At 65.6% G+C, this 17,829-nt stretch carries 20 protein-coding genes; 8 read left to right on the top strand and 12 right to left on the bottom strand.

Annotated elements, in window-relative coordinates:
* Positions 1–16: 16 nt before the first annotated feature.
* Positions 17–367, bottom strand: coding sequence for a hypothetical protein (locus AC1RNP_RS09095; protein WP_493050925.1), 351 nt, complete (start codon positions 365–367; stop codon positions 17–19).
* A gap of 127 nt (positions 368–494) precedes the next feature.
* Entirely contained in the window at positions 495–1,064 is a 570-nt protein-coding gene (locus tag AC1RNP_RS09090; protein WP_493050924.1) for a YybH family protein, read from the bottom strand.
* 140 nt (positions 1,065–1,204) lie between these two features.
* Between AC1RNP_RS09090 and AC1RNP_RS09085 the strand changes: the two genes are divergently transcribed.
* The 3 genes from AC1RNP_RS09085 to AC1RNP_RS09075 all read left to right on the top strand — a co-directional run bounded on the left by AC1RNP_RS09085 (position 1,205) and on the right by AC1RNP_RS09075 (position 4,699).
* Complete coding sequence (locus AC1RNP_RS09085; protein WP_493050923.1) at positions 1,205–2,464, top strand: alkaline phosphatase family protein; 1,260 nt, start codon at positions 1,205–1,207, stop codon at positions 2,462–2,464.
* A 100-nt stretch (positions 2,465–2,564) separates the two neighbouring features.
* On the top strand, positions 2,565–4,178 hold the full coding sequence (locus tag AC1RNP_RS09080) for a DNA-3-methyladenine glycosylase 2 family protein (RefSeq protein ID WP_493050922.1): 1,614 nt from the start codon (positions 2,565–2,567) through the stop codon (positions 4,176–4,178).
* Complete coding sequence (locus AC1RNP_RS09075; RefSeq protein ID WP_493050921.1) at positions 4,175–4,699, top strand: methylated-DNA--[protein]-cysteine S-methyltransferase; 525 nt, start codon at positions 4,175–4,177, stop codon at positions 4,697–4,699. Before AC1RNP_RS09080 ends, AC1RNP_RS09075 begins: the two co-directional genes overlap by 4 nt.
* Positions 4,700–4,799: 100 nt before the next feature.
* Here the strand turns inward: AC1RNP_RS09075 and AC1RNP_RS09070 are convergent, their stop codons facing one another.
* From AC1RNP_RS09070 to AC1RNP_RS09050, 5 genes are all read right to left on the bottom strand, one after another.
* Positions 4,800–6,338, bottom strand: a complete 1,539-nt coding sequence (locus AC1RNP_RS09070) for a serine hydrolase (RefSeq protein WP_493050920.1) — start codon at positions 6,336–6,338, stop codon at positions 4,800–4,802.
* Positions 6,339–6,412: 74 nt separating this feature from the next.
* The gene (locus AC1RNP_RS09065; RefSeq protein WP_493050919.1) at positions 6,413–6,985 is read right to left on the bottom strand and encodes a hypothetical protein; all 573 of its coding nucleotides are present in this window, start codon (positions 6,983–6,985) and stop codon (positions 6,413–6,415) included.
* A 71-nt stretch (positions 6,986–7,056) separates the two neighbouring features.
* On the bottom strand, positions 7,057–7,539 hold the full coding sequence (locus tag AC1RNP_RS09060; protein WP_493050918.1) for an RNA polymerase sigma factor: 483 nt from the start codon (positions 7,537–7,539) through the stop codon (positions 7,057–7,059).
* Positions 7,540–7,640: 101 nt separating this feature from the next.
* Entirely contained in the window at positions 7,641–8,927 is a 1,287-nt protein-coding gene (locus AC1RNP_RS09055; RefSeq protein WP_493050917.1) for a formimidoylglutamate deiminase, read from the bottom strand.
* Between the two features lie 78 nt (positions 8,928–9,005).
* Entirely contained in the window at positions 9,006–9,239 is a 234-nt protein-coding gene (locus AC1RNP_RS09050; RefSeq protein WP_493050916.1) for a hypothetical protein, read from the bottom strand.
* On the opposite strand from AC1RNP_RS09050, the gene hutI reads away from it, so the two are divergent.
* Entirely contained in the window at positions 9,223–10,452 is a 1,230-nt protein-coding gene (hutI, locus tag AC1RNP_RS09045; protein ID WP_493050915.1) for an imidazolonepropionase, read from the top strand. The two genes, AC1RNP_RS09050 and hutI, sit on opposite strands and share 17 nt — an antisense overlap.
* A 14-nt stretch (positions 10,453–10,466) precedes the next feature.
* Positions 10,467–11,690: a dipeptidase gene (locus tag AC1RNP_RS09040; protein WP_493050914.1), complete on the top strand. Its 1,224-nt coding sequence runs from the start codon at positions 10,467–10,469 to the stop codon at positions 11,688–11,690.
* Positions 11,691–11,739: 49 nt separating this feature from the next.
* Here the strand turns inward: AC1RNP_RS09040 and AC1RNP_RS09035 are convergent, their stop codons facing one another.
* From AC1RNP_RS09035 to AC1RNP_RS09025, 3 genes are all read right to left on the bottom strand, one after another.
* Positions 11,740–12,069, bottom strand: coding sequence for a low molecular weight protein tyrosine phosphatase family protein (locus AC1RNP_RS09035; RefSeq protein WP_493050913.1), 330 nt, complete (start codon positions 12,067–12,069; stop codon positions 11,740–11,742).
* A 107-nt stretch (positions 12,070–12,176) separates the two neighbouring features.
* The gene (locus AC1RNP_RS09030) at positions 12,177–12,368 is read right to left on the bottom strand and encodes a 30S ribosomal protein THX (RefSeq protein WP_493050912.1); all 192 of its coding nucleotides are present in this window, start codon (positions 12,366–12,368) and stop codon (positions 12,177–12,179) included.
* A gap of 200 nt (positions 12,369–12,568) precedes the next feature.
* On the bottom strand, positions 12,569–12,979 hold the full coding sequence (locus AC1RNP_RS09025) for a MerC domain-containing protein (RefSeq protein ID WP_493050911.1): 411 nt from the start codon (positions 12,977–12,979) through the stop codon (positions 12,569–12,571).
* 102 nt (positions 12,980–13,081) lie between these two features.
* On the opposite strand from AC1RNP_RS09025, the gene AC1RNP_RS09020 reads away from it, so the two are divergent.
* The 3 genes from AC1RNP_RS09020 (at position 13,082) to AC1RNP_RS09010 (ending at position 17,125) form a co-directional block, all read left to right on the top strand.
* Positions 13,082–15,166, top strand: coding sequence for a TonB-dependent receptor (locus AC1RNP_RS09020; protein ID WP_493050910.1), 2,085 nt, complete (start codon positions 13,082–13,084; stop codon positions 15,164–15,166).
* 253 nt (positions 15,167–15,419) lie between these two features.
* Positions 15,420–15,866, top strand: coding sequence for a MarR family winged helix-turn-helix transcriptional regulator (locus tag AC1RNP_RS09015; RefSeq protein ID WP_493050909.1), 447 nt, complete (start codon positions 15,420–15,422; stop codon positions 15,864–15,866).
* Between the two features lie 77 nt (positions 15,867–15,943).
* Positions 15,944–17,125 carry an MFS transporter gene (locus AC1RNP_RS09010; protein ID WP_493051001.1) on the top strand — a complete coding sequence of 394 codons (1,182 nt, stop codon included), beginning with the start codon at positions 15,944–15,946 and terminating at the stop codon, positions 17,123–17,125.
* A gap of 23 nt (positions 17,126–17,148) precedes the next feature.
* Here the strand turns inward: AC1RNP_RS09010 and AC1RNP_RS09005 are convergent, their stop codons facing one another.
* A complete protein-coding gene (locus AC1RNP_RS09005; RefSeq protein WP_493050908.1) occupies positions 17,149–17,310 on the bottom strand; it encodes a hypothetical protein in 162 nt (53 codons plus the stop codon).
* Positions 17,307–17,804 carry a transcriptional repressor gene (locus tag AC1RNP_RS09000; RefSeq protein WP_493050907.1) on the bottom strand — a complete coding sequence of 166 codons (498 nt, stop codon included), beginning with the start codon at positions 17,802–17,804 and terminating at the stop codon, positions 17,307–17,309. Before AC1RNP_RS09000 ends, AC1RNP_RS09005 begins: the two co-directional genes overlap by 4 nt.
* Between the last annotated feature and the right edge of the window lie 25 nt (positions 17,805–17,829).

Genomic DNA, 17,829 nt, shown 5'->3' with positions numbered 1-17,829 from the left:
GCGGGAATCGCGAATTTCAGCGAATCGATGGATCGAGCTGACGCAGCGCCGAGGCGATATCGGTCTGACCGGTCCGATCGATATCTTCCTTCGAGTACGAACGTCCCGGCGAGTTGGCGCATTCGCGCTCTTTCTTGCCCGCCTTGCGGGCCTTCGCATTGGCGCTGGCGGTGATGCGCGAGCCGGTGTCCTGCAGGCAGTTGCGGCTGTTGACGTTGTCGGTGGCGCTCGTGCCAATGGCGGTGACGGCTGCAGTCGCGCCATCGTCGCCCGTCGTCGCCGGAGCCGGCGTCTGGGCGGCGGCCATGCCCGCGAAGCCGCCGATCAGGATCAGGAGAAGCAGTTGTGGAAAAGCTGGTCGTTTCATTTCGCACCTCGCATCGATGTGGAGGAAAGGCACGGCGGCAGCGCCGCCGGATGACTTGACGCTACGCCCGGCCCGCACAACGGCGGCTGAGCGGACACAGAGGATGAGCGCGAGGACGTGCGCTCAGTCACGCACGCGGACAGGTCGCTGGCAATGCGGCCTTGAGGGCGGCGATCTCGGCCTCGCTGGCAGGCTTGGCCTCGTTCCCGCCGCCACCGTCGAACAGCACGTGCCAGATCCCGTTCGCATCGCGTTTCCAGGTGGAGATGAAGCGGCCGCTGCGATAGCGCGGATCAGCGCCGGGCCGCGGGTCTTCCAGCCAGTACGGCCCCATCGACAGGGCGATGTCCGGATCACCGCCGATGACGACCTGCTCGGGGTGCCAGCGCAGCCGCACTGCCTCCCCTTTCACCAGCGGCGCCCAGCCTTCGGTCACCGCCTTCGCGCCGCGCAGCGGCTGCGGCCCGCCGATGAACACGCTGCCAGGGTGGAGATGCTCGGCGAACGCGGCCGCATCGTGATCGGCCACCGATTGCGCGAAGCTGCGCTCGCGCATCCAGACCTCGCATTCGGCGGCGGACATCGTGGCGATGGCTGGCGGTGGCCCAGGTTCGGCGGCGGACACCTCCAGCCCCCAGACCATGCCGGTCAGGATCACGCCAGCCAGGGTCGGCAACCACTTCGCCTCGGTTCGCATCGCCGGTCTCCGCATGATCGGTACTGACGACTGTCCTCCGCGCGCCGCGCGCGGGCATGCGGCGGAAGTCATGCCACGCCCAGGTTCTGATGACGACACCTGTCTCCGGACCGACATCCGGCAGCGTTTATCATGTCGCGATGAACTTCCTTTCCCGCCTGTTCGCGACCCTTCTCCTGGTCGCGGCATCGGTCTCGGCGTGCACCACCACGCCGCGCACCGCCGCCACTCCTGCCGCCGACACCGTACTGCTCATTTCCATCGATGCGTTCCGCGCCGACTATCTCGAACGCGGCATCACGCCCAACCTCGCGCGCATCGCCAGCGAAGGCGTGCGCGCGCAGTGGATGAATCCGTCCTACCCGTCGCTGACCTTCCCCAACCACTACAGCATCGTCACCGGCCTGCGCCCCGATCATCACGGCATCATCCACAACACGATGCGCGATGCGGAACTTGGCGGCTTCAAATTGTCGGATCGCAAGGCCGTCGGCGACGGTCGCTGGTGGGGCGGCGAGCCGATCTGGGTGAGCGCCGAAAAAGCGGGCATCCGCAGCGCGACCATGTTCTGGCCTGGCAGTGAAGCGGCGATCGGCGGTGTCCGTCCGTCGCAGTGGAGGCCGTTCGAGAAGGAAACGCCCGCCGCCGCGCGCGTCGATACGGTACTGGGCTGGTTCGACCTGCCCGAGACGCAGCGTCCGCGCGTGATCACGCTGTATTTCGACAAGGTGGACACCGTCGCGCACGAAAACGGCCCGGATGCGCCGGAAACGATCGCCGCCATCCGCGAAACCGATGCCGCGATCGGGCGTCTGCTCGATGGGCTGACCGCGCGCGGACGACTCGATCGCACCAATCTGATCGTCGTCTCCGATCACGGCATGGCCACCATCGCGCCCGGACACGTGATCGCGGTGGAAGACATGGTGGCGTTGCAGGAAGCGGCCGTCGTCTCGATCGGCCAGGTGACCGGCATCGCGCCGAACCCGGGTTTCGAGCATGCCGTCGAACGCAAACTGCTCGGCCCTCACGACCACTACGATTGCTGGCGCAAGGGCGAACTCCCGGCCCGCTGGCATTTCGGCACGCATCCGCGCATTCCGCCGATCATCTGCCAGATGCGCGAAGGCTGGGATGCCGTGCCGCGTGAAATGATCGCCAAGCGCGCGAAGGAAGCCGCGCATACGCGCGGATCGCATGGCTACGATCCGGCATTGCCATCGATGCATGCGTTGTTCCTGGCACGCGGGCCGGCATTCAAGCGTGGCGCGCTCATCGCACCGTTCGACAACGTCGACGTGTATCCGTTGCTGACGAAGCTGACAGGCATCGCGCCGGCGTCCAACGACGGCGACATCACGCCGCTGTTGCCTGCACTGCGCGTCGAAACGCGGCGCTGACGGCGCCTCGCTTCCCCGTTCGCGACAGCGGTCGCAGGGCGCCTGTGCCCATGTCCGAATCCGGCGAGTCCACTCTCCGGAGCGGTGCTAACCTGCGCGCATGACCACGCCCGCCCCCGACACGCTCCCGCCCGAGCACGTCTGCGAACAGGCCCGCCTGAGCCGCGATCCGCGCTTCGATGGCCTGTTCTTCACCGCCGTCCTCAGCACCCGCATCTACTGCCGCCCCGTCTGTCCGGCGCCGTGGGCCAAGCGCGTCGTCTACTACGGCTCGGCGGCGGCGGCGGAAGCGGCCGGCTACCGCCCCTGCCTGCGCTGCCGTCCGGAACTGTCACCTTCCGACGGCGCATGGCGCCGTGGTGACGCCGCGCTCGCGCGCGCCCTGAAACTGCTCGACCAGGGCTTCCTGGCCGACCAACCGCTATCGGCCCTGGCCGAACGCGTGAACCTCGGCGAACGCCAGCTGCGTCGTCTGTTCGTCGAGCGCTTGGGCGCGGCGCCGGTCGGCGTACACACCACGCGTCGGCTGTTGTTCGCCAAGCAACTGCTCACCGAAACGCATCTACCGATCACCGACGTCGCGCTCGCCGCCGGGTTCGGCAGCCTGCGCAGATTCAATGCCGCGTTCAAGGATGCCTACCGCATGGCGCCACGCGATCTGCGACGCAAACCCGCCGCGGCGATCGAATCCGGCAACGAAACCCTGATCCTGCGCCTCGGCCTCCGCCCGCCTTATGACTTCGCTTCGATGCTGTCCTTCCTGCGCGGGCGCGCGTTACCCGGCGTGGAAACGGTGGATGAGGTCAGCTATGCCCGCGCCATTCCCGCCGAAAGCGCGGGCGCGCCGCCCGGCTGGCTGCGCGTCAGCGCGTGGCCCCAGCGCGGCGATGTTCGTGGCGATGCAACCGATCATGCTGTCAAAGAGCATGCGCTCAAGCTCGAACTGCATGCACCACTCGCCTCGCGCCTGCTCGACATCGTCAACCGTCTACGCCGCATGTTCGATCTCGACGCGGACCCGCATGCGATCGCCGATGCGCTGTCGCAGGACCCGCGCCTGGCCCCCTTGCTGCAAAAGCGACCGGGACTGCGCCTGCCAAGCGGCTGGGACGGCTTCGAGATCGCCGTGCGCGCCATCCTCGGGCAACAGGTCAGCGTGGCCGCCGCGCGCACGTTCGCCGCGCGAACAGCGCACCACTTCGGCACGCCATTGCCGGCCGAGCATGCCGCGCATGGCTTGACGCATCTGTTCCCGACGCCGGAGATGCTGGCCGATGCCGATCTCACCGTCATCGGCCTCACGCGCACGCGCGCCGAGACCGTGCGCACGCTCGCGCGCGCACTGCTCGATGGCCGCGTCGATTTCCGTGTCGACCGCACGCTCGAGGATTTCGTCGCACGCTGGACCGCCCTGCCCGGCATCGGTCCCTGGACCGCGCACTACATCGCGATGCGCGCGCTCGGGCATCCCGATGCGTTTCCCGCTGAAGACCTGGTACTGCAGAAAGCCGTCCCGACCGACGGCTCACGCATGAGCGCGCGCGCCCTGAGCGCACGCGCGGAGGCCTGGCGCCCATGGCGCGCCTACGCCGTCATCCAGCTGTGGCGCGACAGCATGCCGGTGCCGATCACCGACGCCATCGCGAAAACCTCCGCCGGCGACGAAGCGGCTCCCGCATCGAAATCCACGAAGAAATCCCGGAAGGCGGCATGATCACGCCTCAATACATTACCTATCAGCACATCGATAGCCCGGTGGGACAACTTCTGCTCGCCAGCGCGGACGACGGGCTGCGCATGATCGAGTTCGAGCACCCCTGGCATCCGTTCAAGCGCGACAAGCGCTGGCACGAGGGCGATGACGACGTCCTGCGCGCCACCCGCGCACAGCTCGGCGAATACTTCGCCGGCAAGCGCCGCGACTTCGACCTGCCGCTCGCCCCGCACGGCACGCCATTCCAGATGCAGGTCTGGCGCACACTCGCGGAAATCCCCTGGGGCGAAACCTGGAGCTACGCGCAGATGGCGCGTCGCATCGGCCAACCGACCGCCACCCGCGCGGTCGGCGCCGCGAACGGGCGCAATCCGATCCCGATCGTACTGCCCTGCCATCGCGTGATCGGCAGCGACGGCTCCCTCACCGGATTCGGCGGCGGTCTGCCGACCAAACGCTTCCTGCTGACGCTGGAAGGCGTCCTGCGCGAGGATGACGATCTCTTCGCACAGGCGCACTAGGAAATCAGATCGAGGCTCAGGACGCGCCTAAGTCCATCGGACTGATTGCTTTGCCCGTCGCTCCCGCGAAAGCGGCAATAACGAATCATTCGAGCAGTCTCTAGGGCGACTCTCCCGCTTGTTCTCGTGCGGCACGCTGCACGCCCCCGCCCTGATGCAGGACCACGGCAACGACACGCTGTTGCGTATCGCGTTCGAACACGAGTTCCGCGTCCACGACTTTGTAGAAGAAATGGTCACGCTCGCTCGCGAACAAGGGCAGGAATGACTGCCCGGTGAGTTGCGCCTGCAATTGCCCGCCCCCCAGCTTCACCGTCAGCGCTACCTGCGGCGCGAAGCGGTACTTGCCGACATAAGATCGCAGGACATCCGGTTCGAGAGTGACTTCACGGCGCAGCGTGGCCTTCGCAACGTCTCCAGTGCGCGCGAATGTCTGCGTCTTTCCGTTCTGCACCACCTCCACCGCTCGTACCCGGCCGCTCTCGCGAACGACATGCAAACTGGCATCCGCCTCCGATAGCGCATACCAGTCGCCGCTGAGCGGGTGCAGCCGCAATGCCGGCTGCCCCGCCAGCTGCGTCATCGGCAGACCGTCGCGCTCGAAGATGCCAAGGCCAACCGTGTCCAGCGCATATTGGCCGGTCACGTCCCGCTCGATCGTCCGCGCTTTCGGCGCGACGGATTTCACGCCCAGTGAAGCCAACCCGATCGCAGTGGGATCAGCATCGCCGCTGACAAGCACGACGATGCCGCGCTTCTCGTCAGGACGAAACCCGACGAAACTGTGGAATCCCGCGGTCGCACCGTCGTGCCAGTACACGGGCGCCCTTCCCGCGCGCCCGACATGCCAGACGCGGCTGAGCGAAAAGCCGTCGGCCTCTTCGACCACGATATCGAGGTCGCGCCGCAAATTCTGGTGCAACGACGAACGATTCGTCCCAAGAAACGCCTGCAGCAGTCGCGCGAGATCGCCGCCGCTGCTCCAAAGCGCGCCGGCACCGGACAGCGCATCAATATGCCAGACCGGCACCGGCTTGCCGCCGCCGATGGCGATCGCGGCATTCTCGCCCGGTGCAAAAGCGGTATGACGCAGACCAAGCGGCTCGATCACTCGATCCTCCAGGGCCTTGCGATAACCCTCGCCATCCACCTCGCCCAGCAACCAGCCAAGCAGGCCGGCACCGAAGTTGGAGTAAGCGTAGAAATTCCCTAGCGGCTGACCTTCGCGCGTCGTCTCCACGCCGGCTCGCAATGCGGCATCGTCATAGTCGGCGTAGGGATCCTGCGGATCTGCAGGCGCCAGATTCGCGGGAAGACGCGGCAAACCGCTGCTGTGCGTGGCGAGCGCATCCAGCGTGATCTTCGCGACTTCCGGGTTCCGGAATTTCCATTCCGGCTGCAGCGATCCGATCGTGGCGGCCCTGTCGACCTTGCCTTGCGCAGCCATTTCCGCCAACAGCATGAAAGTGAACACCTTGGTGACGGAGCCGATCTGGAACTGTGTGTCGGCACCCGGCTTTGCATCCGCCCCAGGACGAACAGCACCAAAGCCATGCGCGGCGACATCCTTGCCACGCACCTCCATGACGACCGCCGCCGCGAGGCCACCCTTGTCCTGCTGCTCACGGGCCCAAGCCACTGCCTGATCGTCCGCGGCTGCGGCACAGCAGGTGAACCCGTACAAAAGAAGGAATGACAATCCGGTCATGTGTTTCATTTCACGTCCTCCGGTGAAAGCGATTCGAGGTGGCGATCGAGTTGTTCGGCCCTCGTTCGCAGTGTTGTTCGTGCCACATACCTGTTGAGCCAGGCGACGCCGACACCGAGCGCGATCACACCAGCGATATAAGAGAAAAAGACGAGGCGAATACCCATGCCGACCATGTCGTCCTTCACCGTCCACACGGCATCCGCATGCGACAGGGTCAGGCCGATCACACCGACCATGCATGGCATGACATACCAGAGCCACGCCCGCTCCAGCATGCGTGCCTGTGCCAGCAGCATGTCGCGCTGGCGGACGAGGTAACTCCGCAACGGCAAATCGTGACGCGGCTCCGGCGCATCGCGGCGGGTTTTGCGCAATTGAAGCGGCACCCAGAGTGCCCACAGCACCAATTCCACCGCAAAAGCAGCGCCCATCCAGGCATGGCGGCCCGCCTCGCTCCAGGCGACGTAGCCGAAGAACAGCGCCACCACGATGGCCACCACGGTTTCTCTCCGGTCCCGCGCACGGATCTGCTTCTGCAGCACGCGATCCTGCGCCTGCACTTCGGCCAGCGACATCGCGGGAGCCGTGGAGGAATCGCGCCGCCATTGCTGCCGGATCCGGCTCCAATCCATCGCTTTTCCGTTCATCATCGATCCTCCAGGAATCGCGCCTCGAACGCCTGGCGCAGCCGCGTCATGCGAATGGCCACGGCATTGGGCGTCAGCCCCATCACGTCGGCGATCTCCTCGCGCGACAGGCCTTCCAGATCGAGCATCAGCACGCCGCGCTGCACCGGGTCCAGGCCGGCGAGGAAGGCATCGAGCACGCTCATCGGATCACGCGGATCACCGTTGTCGCCGTGCTCGGCCGCTTCCTCCAACGGCTGATGCTCGCGCCGCGGTTTGCGCGCATGGCTGAGCGCGGTATTGAGCGCCACCCGATACACCCAGGTTCCAAGCTGCGCACGGCCATCGAATCCGGAGAAGCTTCGCCACAACTGCAGATGCATCTCCTGCAGCAGGTCCCGATAGTCCTCCAGCCCGGCATAAAGCCGCGCCAGCCGCACCAGTGCGGCCTGGTTGTCGCGCAGCATCGCGGCGAAAGCCTGCTCGATGTCGGTTTCGGTCATGACGACGCGTTCTGGGGCCCTTTCTCCATTGGTCGCGGGCAGGCGCGATTTTTTTCAGGCGGCCCTTTCGCCACGGCCAGCCGCATGGGCTGGCCGGGTCGTTACCCCATCAGGCGGCGCATCGCATCTGCATAGCCGGCCGCGACGGCGTCGCGATGACGATGGCGTCCGTCGGCGACGACCCGCGCCCCCGCGACCGTGACCTCGCGCACAGGGTTGCGGTTGCCGCTGAAGATCCAGCGATCGACGGCGTCCTCGGAGGTGGCGCCCGCGAATTGCGGTGATTGCGCGTCCAGAACGACGACATCATCGATGTCCTGGAATCCTGTCGCGTTCGCCGCCGTCTTCGTCACCTCACGCAACAGGGTTTCGCCGACACTCTGCAAATCATTGCCAACGGCGATATTGCGATGCCGTGTCGCCAGGCGCTGGCCATATTCGAGCCAGCGCAATTCCTCCACCGGCGACACCGAAATGTGCGAATCCGAACCGATGCCCCAGGCACCGCCCGCATCCAGGTAATCGCGAAGGGAAAACAGGCCATCTCCGAGATTGGCTTCCGTGGTCGGACACAGGGCCACGGTCGCACCGCTGCGGGCGATCCCCTGCACCTCGTCAGGCGTGAGATGAGTCGCATGCACCAGCGTCCAGCGCGTGTCGACCTCGGCATTGTCCAGCAGCCATTCCACCGGGCGCGCATCGCGGACGGCCAGGCAATCCTGCACCTCGCCGATCTGTTCCGCGATGTGGATGTGCACGCGACTGTCTCTCGGCAAGGCCGCCAGCACCGCCCGCATCGCATCCGCCGGCACCGCGCGCAGGCTGTGCAGGGCGCAACCGATACGCAAAACGTCGCCGGCTTCCGCGCGCAATCCATCGAGCAGCCGCAGATAAGCCTCGACATCGTGACCGAAACGGCGCTGCCGCTCGGTGAGTGGACGCCCGTCGAATCCACCGCTCATGTACAGCACCGGCAACAGCGTCAGGCGGATGCCGGTGTCGCGTGCGGCACGGATCAGCGCCCGCGACATCGCCGCCGGATCGTCGTAAGGCCGGCCATCCGGCGCGTGATGCAGATAGTGGAACTCGCAAACCGTGGTATAGCCCGCCTCCAGCATCTCGACGTAGAGCTGCGATGCCACGGCATGCAGCGTGTCCGGATCGAAGCGCGCGGCGAAGCGGTACATCGTCTCGCGCCAGGTCCAGAACGAATCGTGCGCGTCGCCCGGGCGGGTCGGTCGTGCTTCGATGGTTCGCCGCTCCGCCATGCCCGCCATCGCGCGCTGGAAGGCATGCGAATGCAGGTTGGTGATGCCGGGCAGCTGCCAGCCAGCGGCGTCCGGCGCATCGGTCCAGCCTCGTGGCGTCCAGCGCTGCGGCGTCGGCATGCTTGCTCCTGCGTTTGGGGAACGGATGGATTAGGCTAACGCTTTCGGAGATCGCGCACACCCATGACCGCGGCCCCCTCACTCCCGATCCTGATCGTTTTTCCGGTTCTGCTCATCTTGTTCTTCGTCTTTCTCGTGCGTCATGCCCGCACGCAAGGCAGGCGGTCCGATGATGGTGGCGACGGTGGCGGGATGGATAGCGGCGGCTCCGGTGAACACGACAGGCATGAATCCGGCTTCATGAACGACAGCGGGTTTGACAACAGTGGAGACAGTGGCGGTGATGGAGGCGGCGATGGCGACTGAACGCAAGGACGGCCTGATCGTCAACGCAACCCTGGTCACGCTCGACGGCGACGCCGGTTACGGCACGATCGAGGACGGCGCCCTGGCCTGGCGCGATGGCGTCCTGAGCTTCGTCGGCCCCCGCTCCGCATTGCCCGCGGATGCCGTGCCGAACGACGCCACCGCGATCGATGCCGGCGGCGATTGCATCACGCCCGGCCTGATCGACTGCCACACCCACACGGTGTTCGCCGGGGATCGCGCTGGCGAATTCGAGCAGCGCCTGCAAGGCGCGAGCTACGAGCAGATCGCGCGCGCCGGCGGCGGCATCCTGTCCACCGTCCGACATACGCGGGAAGCCAATGAGGACGCACTGCTCGCGCAATCGCTGCCGCGCGCCCGTGCGCTGCGCGACGACGGCGTGACCACGCTCGAAATCAAATCCGGCTACGGCCTGGACTATGAAAACGAGCGCAAGATGTTGCGCGTCGCCAAGCGCGTCGGCCGCGAACTCGGTATCGGCGTGCGCACGAGCTTCCTCGGTGCACATGCGCTTCCGCCGGAATTCTCCGGACGCGCCGACGCCTACATCGACGCTGTCGTCGACTGGCTGCCGCGCCTGCATGCCGAAGGCCTGGTCGACGCCGTGGATGGCTTCTGCGAACGCATCGGCTTCAATCAGGAGCAGACACGGCGCGTCTTCACCGCCGCGCGCGCGCTCGGCGTGCCGGTGAAACTGCATGCCGACCAGCTCAGCGACGGTGGCGGCGCCGAAATCGTGGCCGAATTCGGCGGCCTGTCTGCGGATCACGTCGAATACACTTCGGCGGCCGGCGTCACCGCGATGGCGCGCGCCAGCACCGTCGCGGTGCTGTTGCCGGGCGCCTTCCACGTGCTGCGTGAAACGCAATTGCCGCCGCTGGAGGAATTCCGAGCGCAGGGCGTGGCGATGGCGGTGGCCACCGACTGCAATCCCGGCACCTCGCCGTTGCAATCTCTGCGGCAGGCGATGCAGTTAGCCTGCACGCATTTTCGCCTGACGCCGGAAGAAGCGCTGCGCGGTGCCACGGTCCATGCCGCTCGTGCGCTCGGCCTGGACGACCGTGGCGTGCTGCGTACCGGCCTGCGTGCGGATTTCGTGCGTTGGCGCATTCGACAACCGGCCGAGCTGTGCTACTGGCTCGGCGGCAGACTCGCCGTCGGCGTCTATGCCGATGGACGCCTGCTGACCTCTTCTTGATTTGGGAACTCGCCATGCATCGTGCGTCTCTGATCGCTCTCTTTTTCCTCTTTCCCGCCGTCTGCTTCGCGACCGACGATGCCGCGACGGATGCGGCGCGCGCGCTGGCGCAGGATGCCGTGATCGTCGACACCCACATCGACGCGCCCGGCATGCTGACCGAGCACTGGATGGATCTGGGAACGAGTACCGACAAGCCCGGGACGAAAGGCCGGGAATTCGATTATCCGAAGGCACGCGAGGGCGGACTCGATGTCGCCTTCATGTCGATCTACACCTCGGCCCAGCAGGATGTCGACGGGAGTGCCTGGCAGATCGCCAACGCCATGATCGACTCCGTGGAAGCATTGGTCGAACGCCATCCCGACAGGTTCGCATTGCTTCGCTCGCCGAAAGACGTCGATCGGTTGCGTGCGGGCGATCGCGTGCTGCTGCCGCTTGGCATGGAGAATGGCGCACCGATCGGCGATGACATCGGCAACCTCAAATTATTCTTCGATCGCGGCGTCCGCTACATTACCCTCGCCCACAGCGCGGCTAATCGGATCGCCGATTCCTCGTATGGCGTGGAGCGCAAGTGGCACGGCCTGAGCCCGTTCGGCAAGCAGGTGGTGGCGGAGATGAACCGGCTTGGCATCATGATCGACGTCTCGCATATTTCCGACGAATCGGCGCGCGATACGATCGCACTCAGCCGCGTGCCGGTGATCGCCAGCCATTCCGCGTTCCGGCATTTCACGCCGGATTTCGAACGCAACATCAGCGGCGAGCTCGCGAAGGCGGTCGCGGCGAAAGGCGGCGTGGTGCAGATTCCCTTCGGCATCGCATTCGTCAACCCGAAAGGAGCGGCCGACACGCAGGCGCACTTCCGCGCGATCAATGACTTCAACAAGCGCAATGCCGAACTGAAGGCGGCCGGCAAGCCGGAAGAGGATCGCGATGCCTTCGAAAAGGCCTGGTCCGCCGCGCATCCGGCGCCGGCGACGAAGATCGATGCCGTGCTCGATCAGATCGACTACGGCGTCAAGCTGATCGGCGTTGACCACGTCGGCATCGGTTCCGACTTCGACGGCGTCGACGGCGAACTGCCGGACACGCTGCGCACCGCCGCGGACTACCCCAATCTTGTCGCCGGATTGCAGGCACGCGGTTATGCCGATGCCGATATCCGCAAGATTCTAGGCGGCAATCTGCTGCGGGTGTGGGCGAAGATCGAAGAAGGCGCCGGGAAACCATAAATCTGCGCATGACACAGGACGCCGCTGTCGGGACTAGGCGCCAAAAAGCTTAACGCGCCGGCAGATGCCGGGGGACTTTCGCTTCCAACAATTTCACCAGCCTCTCCTCCATGTATTCGTATTCGTCGGGAATATCGAGGCAGATGATGCGTTTGCCGTTGAGGCAGGCGCGGAATTTCTTCGAGAGTTTGTTGCGATGCGCTTGTTGCATCACGAATACCAGATCGGCCCACTGCAAGAGTTCCGGTGTCAGCGGGTTGTCGGCATCGTGATCGAGTCCGGCGGACGCGGTTTCCACGCCGGGCCAGTCGGCGAACACCTGTTCCGCCGTCGGGCTGCGCAACCGGTTGCGGCTGCAAATGAAAAGAATTTTGCGCACAGCGGACTCGCTTGTCGGCGGCAAGCATCGAGAGACGAATCATCCCGCACAAAAAAGCCCCGCGGCGCGGGGCTTCTTCACTACCGGCTCGACCGAGGCCGAAACCGTTACTCCTTGGCGGCAGCCTTCTTCGCCACGACCTTCTTCGCCGGCGCCTTGGTCACCGTCTTGGTGGCGGTCTTCTTCGCGGCCGGGCCCGAAGCCGTGCCCGCGACCTTCTTGGTCGCCGTGGTACGGGCGTTGCCGTAGCTGGAGTTGTAGCGCTTGCCCTTGGCGGTCTTGCGGTCGCCCTTGCCCATGTTCGTGCTCCGAAGTTCGTTGGAAACGTGCTGATCAGAAACGGCGAAGTCTAGCATGACGCCCAGGATTTCCCGGCGCCATGACCTGGCTGGAGAAGAGCCCCCTTAGTAAGGGGGCGCGGCGAAGCCGCGGGGATTGGAAGCCGCGCCTCGGGGCCCGAAGTTTGCTCCGCAAACTTCGGGATTGATTTCAATGCAAATCAATGCGCGCAGGTCGCGTCGTGCACGTGCCCGTGGTTGAGCCGCAGATTGAGCAGATGGGCCAGCCCGATCAGGGTGCCGCCGAAGGTCATCACCGCCGCGTGCATGGTGACCGAGCCGTGATGCCAAGGATCGTAGAGCAGGCCGGCCCACAGCGCCGCCAGGCCAAGCAGGAGCACACCCAGAGCCCGAATCTTGCGGTGACGGCGATAGCCCCAGATCAGGCTGAAAGCGCCCATCAGCGTGGCGAACAGCACGAAGCTCCGCTCGAACCCGTCGCCCAGCCACACCGACAGTCCCAATGACGGGATCGCCGCCAGCGCCAGCGGCAGGAGAGCGCAATGCAGCGCGCAGATCAGCGAGCCGGTGGCACCGAAGCGATCGAGCAATGCTTGGAAACGGGCGGACATGACGGTTTCGTAATGGATGACTTCCGGCACGGGCCGGCGTTGCTTTTGGTTATGTTATAACATTTTAAACGCGCTGTCTCTCCCTCCTCGGAACCCTACTTGATGTCCCGCCCTCTCTCTTCCCCGCTCCGCAATGGCCTCACGCTTGCCCTCGCCGCCGTCCTGACACCCGCCTACGCCGCCGACCTCCCCTCGACCTCGACACAGGCTGACGAAGGCGCCTCCCCGCCCAGTGACACCCGGCATGCCCAAGATGCGGCCAAGGGCCGTCACGTCAAGGACCTGGATTCGGTCATCGTCACCGCCAGCCCGCTGCGCGACACCGCCGCCCAGCTGAGCAAGCCGACCGACGTCCTGGCCGGCGAGCGCCTCGACGAAAACCGCGCCGCCAGCCTGGGCGAGACCATCTCCAGCATTCCGGGCGTGCAGACGTCGAATTTCGGCCCCGGCGTCGGCCGGCCGATCCTGCGCGGCCTCGACGGCCCGCGCGTGGAGGTGCTTAGCAGCGGCATGTCGACCGAGGACGTGTCCACGGTCAGCCAGGACCATTCACCGGCGGTGGAATCCTTCCTCGCCGATCAGATCGAGGTGCTCAAGGGCCCGTCCACCCTGCTCTACGGCACGGGCGCGATCGGCGGCGTGGTCAACGTCGTCGACGGCCGCATCCCCGAAGCGCCGATCGAGGGCGGCTTCAGCGGCCGCGCCGAAGCACGCTTCTACGGCGGCGACCAGAGCGGCAGCACCGACATGGCGCGCATCGATGGCGGCAACGATCGTTTCGCGTTGCACGCCGACGCCGTGTATCGCAACGCCAAGGACTACGACACGCCCGACGGCAAGCAGCCCAACTCCTTCATCGATACCAAGACGGGCTCCGTCGGCGGCTCGCTGCTGGGCGACTGGGGTTTCGTCGGCATGTCCGTTTCGCGCTTCGAGGACGACTACGGCAATCCCGGCGAAGCCGGCGATCTCGCCGCCGGCGAACGCGGCGTGCATTTGCAACTGCGGCAAAACCGCTACGACCTCAAGGGCGGCCTTACCGATCCGTGGGGCGAAGGCAGCGGCCTGCGTTTCAGCTTCAGCCACACCGACTACAAGCACATCGAATTCGAAGGCGACGAACCGGGCACCACGTTCAAGAAAGATGCCAACGAAGGCCGCGTCGAAGCCTCATACAGCGCCAGCAATGGTTGGAAGGGCGCGGTCGGTCTGCAAGGCAGTGACGGCACGTTCTCCGCGGTGGGCGAGGAATCGTTCGTGCCGAGGACCACGACGCGCGCGCTCGGCGTGTTCGGCGTGGCGCGCAAGTCGTGGGAGATCGATTCGGGCAAGGAATTCCAGCTCGATCTCGGCGCGCGCGTGGACAAGGTGAAGGCCGAGCCCGATGGCCTGGACAAGCGCGATTTCACGCCGGTCAGCCTGTCGGTCGCCGGTGGTTTCAAGCTCGACGAGAACTGGCGTCTGACGGTCAACCTCGACCACGCCGAACGCGCGCCCGCCGAGGAAGAACTGTTCGCCGACGGTCCGCATCTGGCCACGCTCGCCTATGAAATCGGCAATCCCGATCTCGACAAGGAAGCCGCGAACCAGATCGAGTTCGGCCTGCAATACAAGTCGGACTTCGTCGACGCGAAGGTGTCGGCCTACTACAACCGCTTCAAGGACTTCATCTATCTCGTCGATACCGGCGAACAGTGGCACTTCGAGGAAGAAGACGAATTCCTGCCGATCCGGCAGTGGTCGCAACGCGATGCGACGTTCCGCGGTTTCGAAGGCGAAGCCACCTTCCATCTCGCCGACAACGACAATGGCAAATGGGATCTGCGCACGTTCGGCGACACGGTGCGCGCGACGCTGGCCGATGGCGGCGGTAATGTCCCGCGCATCGCGCCTTCGCGCCTGGGCGCGCAGCTGCGCTGGGAAAACAACGGCTGGCGTGCATCGCTCGGTGCAACTCGCTACAACAAACAGGACAAGGTCGCCGCCAACGAAACGCCGACCGACGGCTACACCCTGGTCGATGCGCACGCCGCTTATCACTTTGACGGTGGCCGGCTGGCCTGGGAACTGTTCGTCGACGGCAGCAATCTCACCAACCAGGAAGCGCACGTGCATACCTCGTTCCTGAAGGATGTCGTCGCCCTGCCCGGGCGCAGTGTCAGCGGGGGTGTCCGCGTCTTCTTCTAATTTTTATTCATGCAAACAGCGCTGCCATCCTTGGCGTGACGCCATCGGCTTCGGGCCGTCCAGCCCGGCCATCCATGGCCGGGCGTTCGGTGCCGTAGCCGATGCCGATAGGGCATCGCCTAAGCACGGCCCCTCACCCGCGGCAGTTCTGGGACCGGTATCTCTCGGCGGTCCCGGAGCTGACCGCGGTTCTTCTTGACGATATAGGTGCATATACACATAAAATGCGGCCATCGAAGCCGAGACCTCGCCGATGACGCCCACTCCTCCCAGTCACTGCACCTGCTTCCTGCTGCGCCGCACCGCGCGCCAGGTGTCGCAGTTCTATGATCGCGAACTGGCTCCGCTGGGACTGAGCCTGAACCAGTATTCGATCCTCAAACGCGCCGCCAGAGAGCCGAAGGTGCTGGGCGAATTCGCCGAGGAACTGGGCATGGACCGCACCACCCTCACCCGCAACCTGAAGCCGCTCTACGAGGCCGGATGGCTGCGCGAGCGCCGCGCCGAGGACGATGCGCGCCGGCGCGTCATCGAAATCACGCCGGCCGGCCGCAAGCGGATCGATGCGGCATTGCCGCACTGGCGCCGCACGCAGAAGCGCGTGGAAGCATTGTTCGGCCAGGACGGAATCGAACGTCTGCATCACGACTTGAACGCGCTGCACGAACGCCTGTCGACGGCCGCGGAGCACGCATCGTGAGCGCGTCCACGAGCGTGGGCGCGCACGCGAAGCCCGATGCGCATTGGGGCCTGTTGCTGGCCGCCAGCGCGATCCTCATGCTCACCATGGGTGCGCGTCAGACCACCGGCTTGTTCGTCGCGCCGATCCATGACAGCAGCGGTCTCGGCATCGCATCGATCAGCTTCGCGCTCGCAGTCGGCCAGTTCGTCTGGGGCGCGGTGCAGCCGGTATTCGGCGCGATCGCTGATCGCCATGGTCCCGTGCGCGTGGTGTGGGCCGGCACCTTGTTGCTGGCTGCGGGGCTCGCGCTCACGCCATTCCTGCAATCGCAATGGGGATTGGTGATCACACTCGGCGTGCTCACGGCCGCGGGTGCGGGCGCTGGCAGTTTTTCGATCCTGATCGGCGCCACGGCGTCGCGCCTTCAGCCTTCACGGCGCTCGTTCGCGGCCGGTGTGATCAACGCCGGCGGTTCGCTCGGGCAGTTCGTGTTCGCGCCGCTGGTGCAGATCGGCATCACGGCCGCGGGATGGGCGGCGACGATGTTTGGTCTCGCGGCGTCTTCGCTGCTGGCGCTGCCGTTGGCGTGGTCGTTGCGCCGCAAGCCATCGCAAGCGGCGGTGAATGCTCCGACCGGCTCGTCCGCGACACCAGAAACCGGACACGATCTTTCCTTGCGCGCGCAGTTGCGCATCGCGCTGCGTGATCGCAGCTATTGGTGCCTGCACATCGGCTTCTTCACCTGCGGCGTGCACATCGCCTTCCTGGTCACGCATCTGCCGGGCGAAGTCGCGCTGTGCGGGCTGCCCGCCAGCGTGTCGGCGGCCGCGCTCATGCTGATCGGCGCGTTCAACATCGCCGGCAGCCTGATCGTCGGCTATCTGGGACAGCACTACCGCATGAAGTGGTTGTTGGCCGCGATGTACGGCAGCCGCGCGCTGATGATCGCGCTGTATCTGATCTCGCCACCGACGCCGATGACGTTCTACGTCTTCGCGGCGGCGCTCGGATTCACGTGGCTGGCGACCGTGCCGCCGACGGCCGGGCTGGTCGGCAAGCTGTTCGGACCGCGCCATCTCGGTACGCTGTTCGGCCTCACCCTGCTCTCGCACCAGATCGGCGGTTTCTTCGGTGCCTGGCTCGGTGGTGTGGCGCTGGAAACCTTCGGTGATTACACGTGGATGTGGTACGCGGACATGGTGCTGGCATTGCTGGCGGCCGTGGCGAATCTGCCGATTCGCGAGCAATCGCCGCGGTTGCAGGCGGCGACGGCCTGATGCGGCCACCGCGTGCCGCAGATTCAAAGCAGCGCAGGAAAATCGGGAAAGCCGTCGTGCCAGCGCAAGCTGGGGTCCACTTTGATCTTCGCTGAAGATGTGAAAATCAAAATGGGTTCCAGCTTGCGCTGGAATGACAGATTTTTTTCAATGTGCTGTTGAAAACCTGACCAGCGCAGTTTCAACCAGCGCAACGCTCGCAGAGCCCATGCACTTCCAGCGTCTGCGCCTGCGGCCGGAAGCCGAGCGATTTCGCGCGTGCTTCGAGCTGCGCGACCACGTCCAGATCTTCCAGCTCCACCGCCGAATGACAGTTGTCGCAGATCAGGAACGGCACCGAATGCTGCGCGGTGTTCGGATGGTGACAGGCGACGAACGCGTTGACCGATTCGAGCTTGTGGATGAAGCCGTTGGCGAGCAGGAAATCGAGCGCGCGATACACCGTCGGAGGCGCCGCCGCGCCGGCGCCTTCGCCGTCGTCGTTGTTTCCCACCCGGATCAGTTCGAGCAGGTCGTAGGCCTTGATCGGCTGACCGGCATCCGCGACCAGGCCGAGCACGCGCGCGCGGATCGGCGTCAGGCGCAAGCCACGTTCGTGGCAGGCGCGCTCCACCGCCGCCACGAAGCCGCGGGCGTCGTGGACGTGGTGCCTAGGGTCGATGCAGGCGGGCTCAGCCATATCCGGATGATGGCGGCGATGGCGT

It is taken from the genome of Luteimonas sp. GW821-FHT14E02 (genome assembly GCF_058803905.1).
This window is presented reverse-complemented; position numbering and strand designations above follow the sequence as displayed.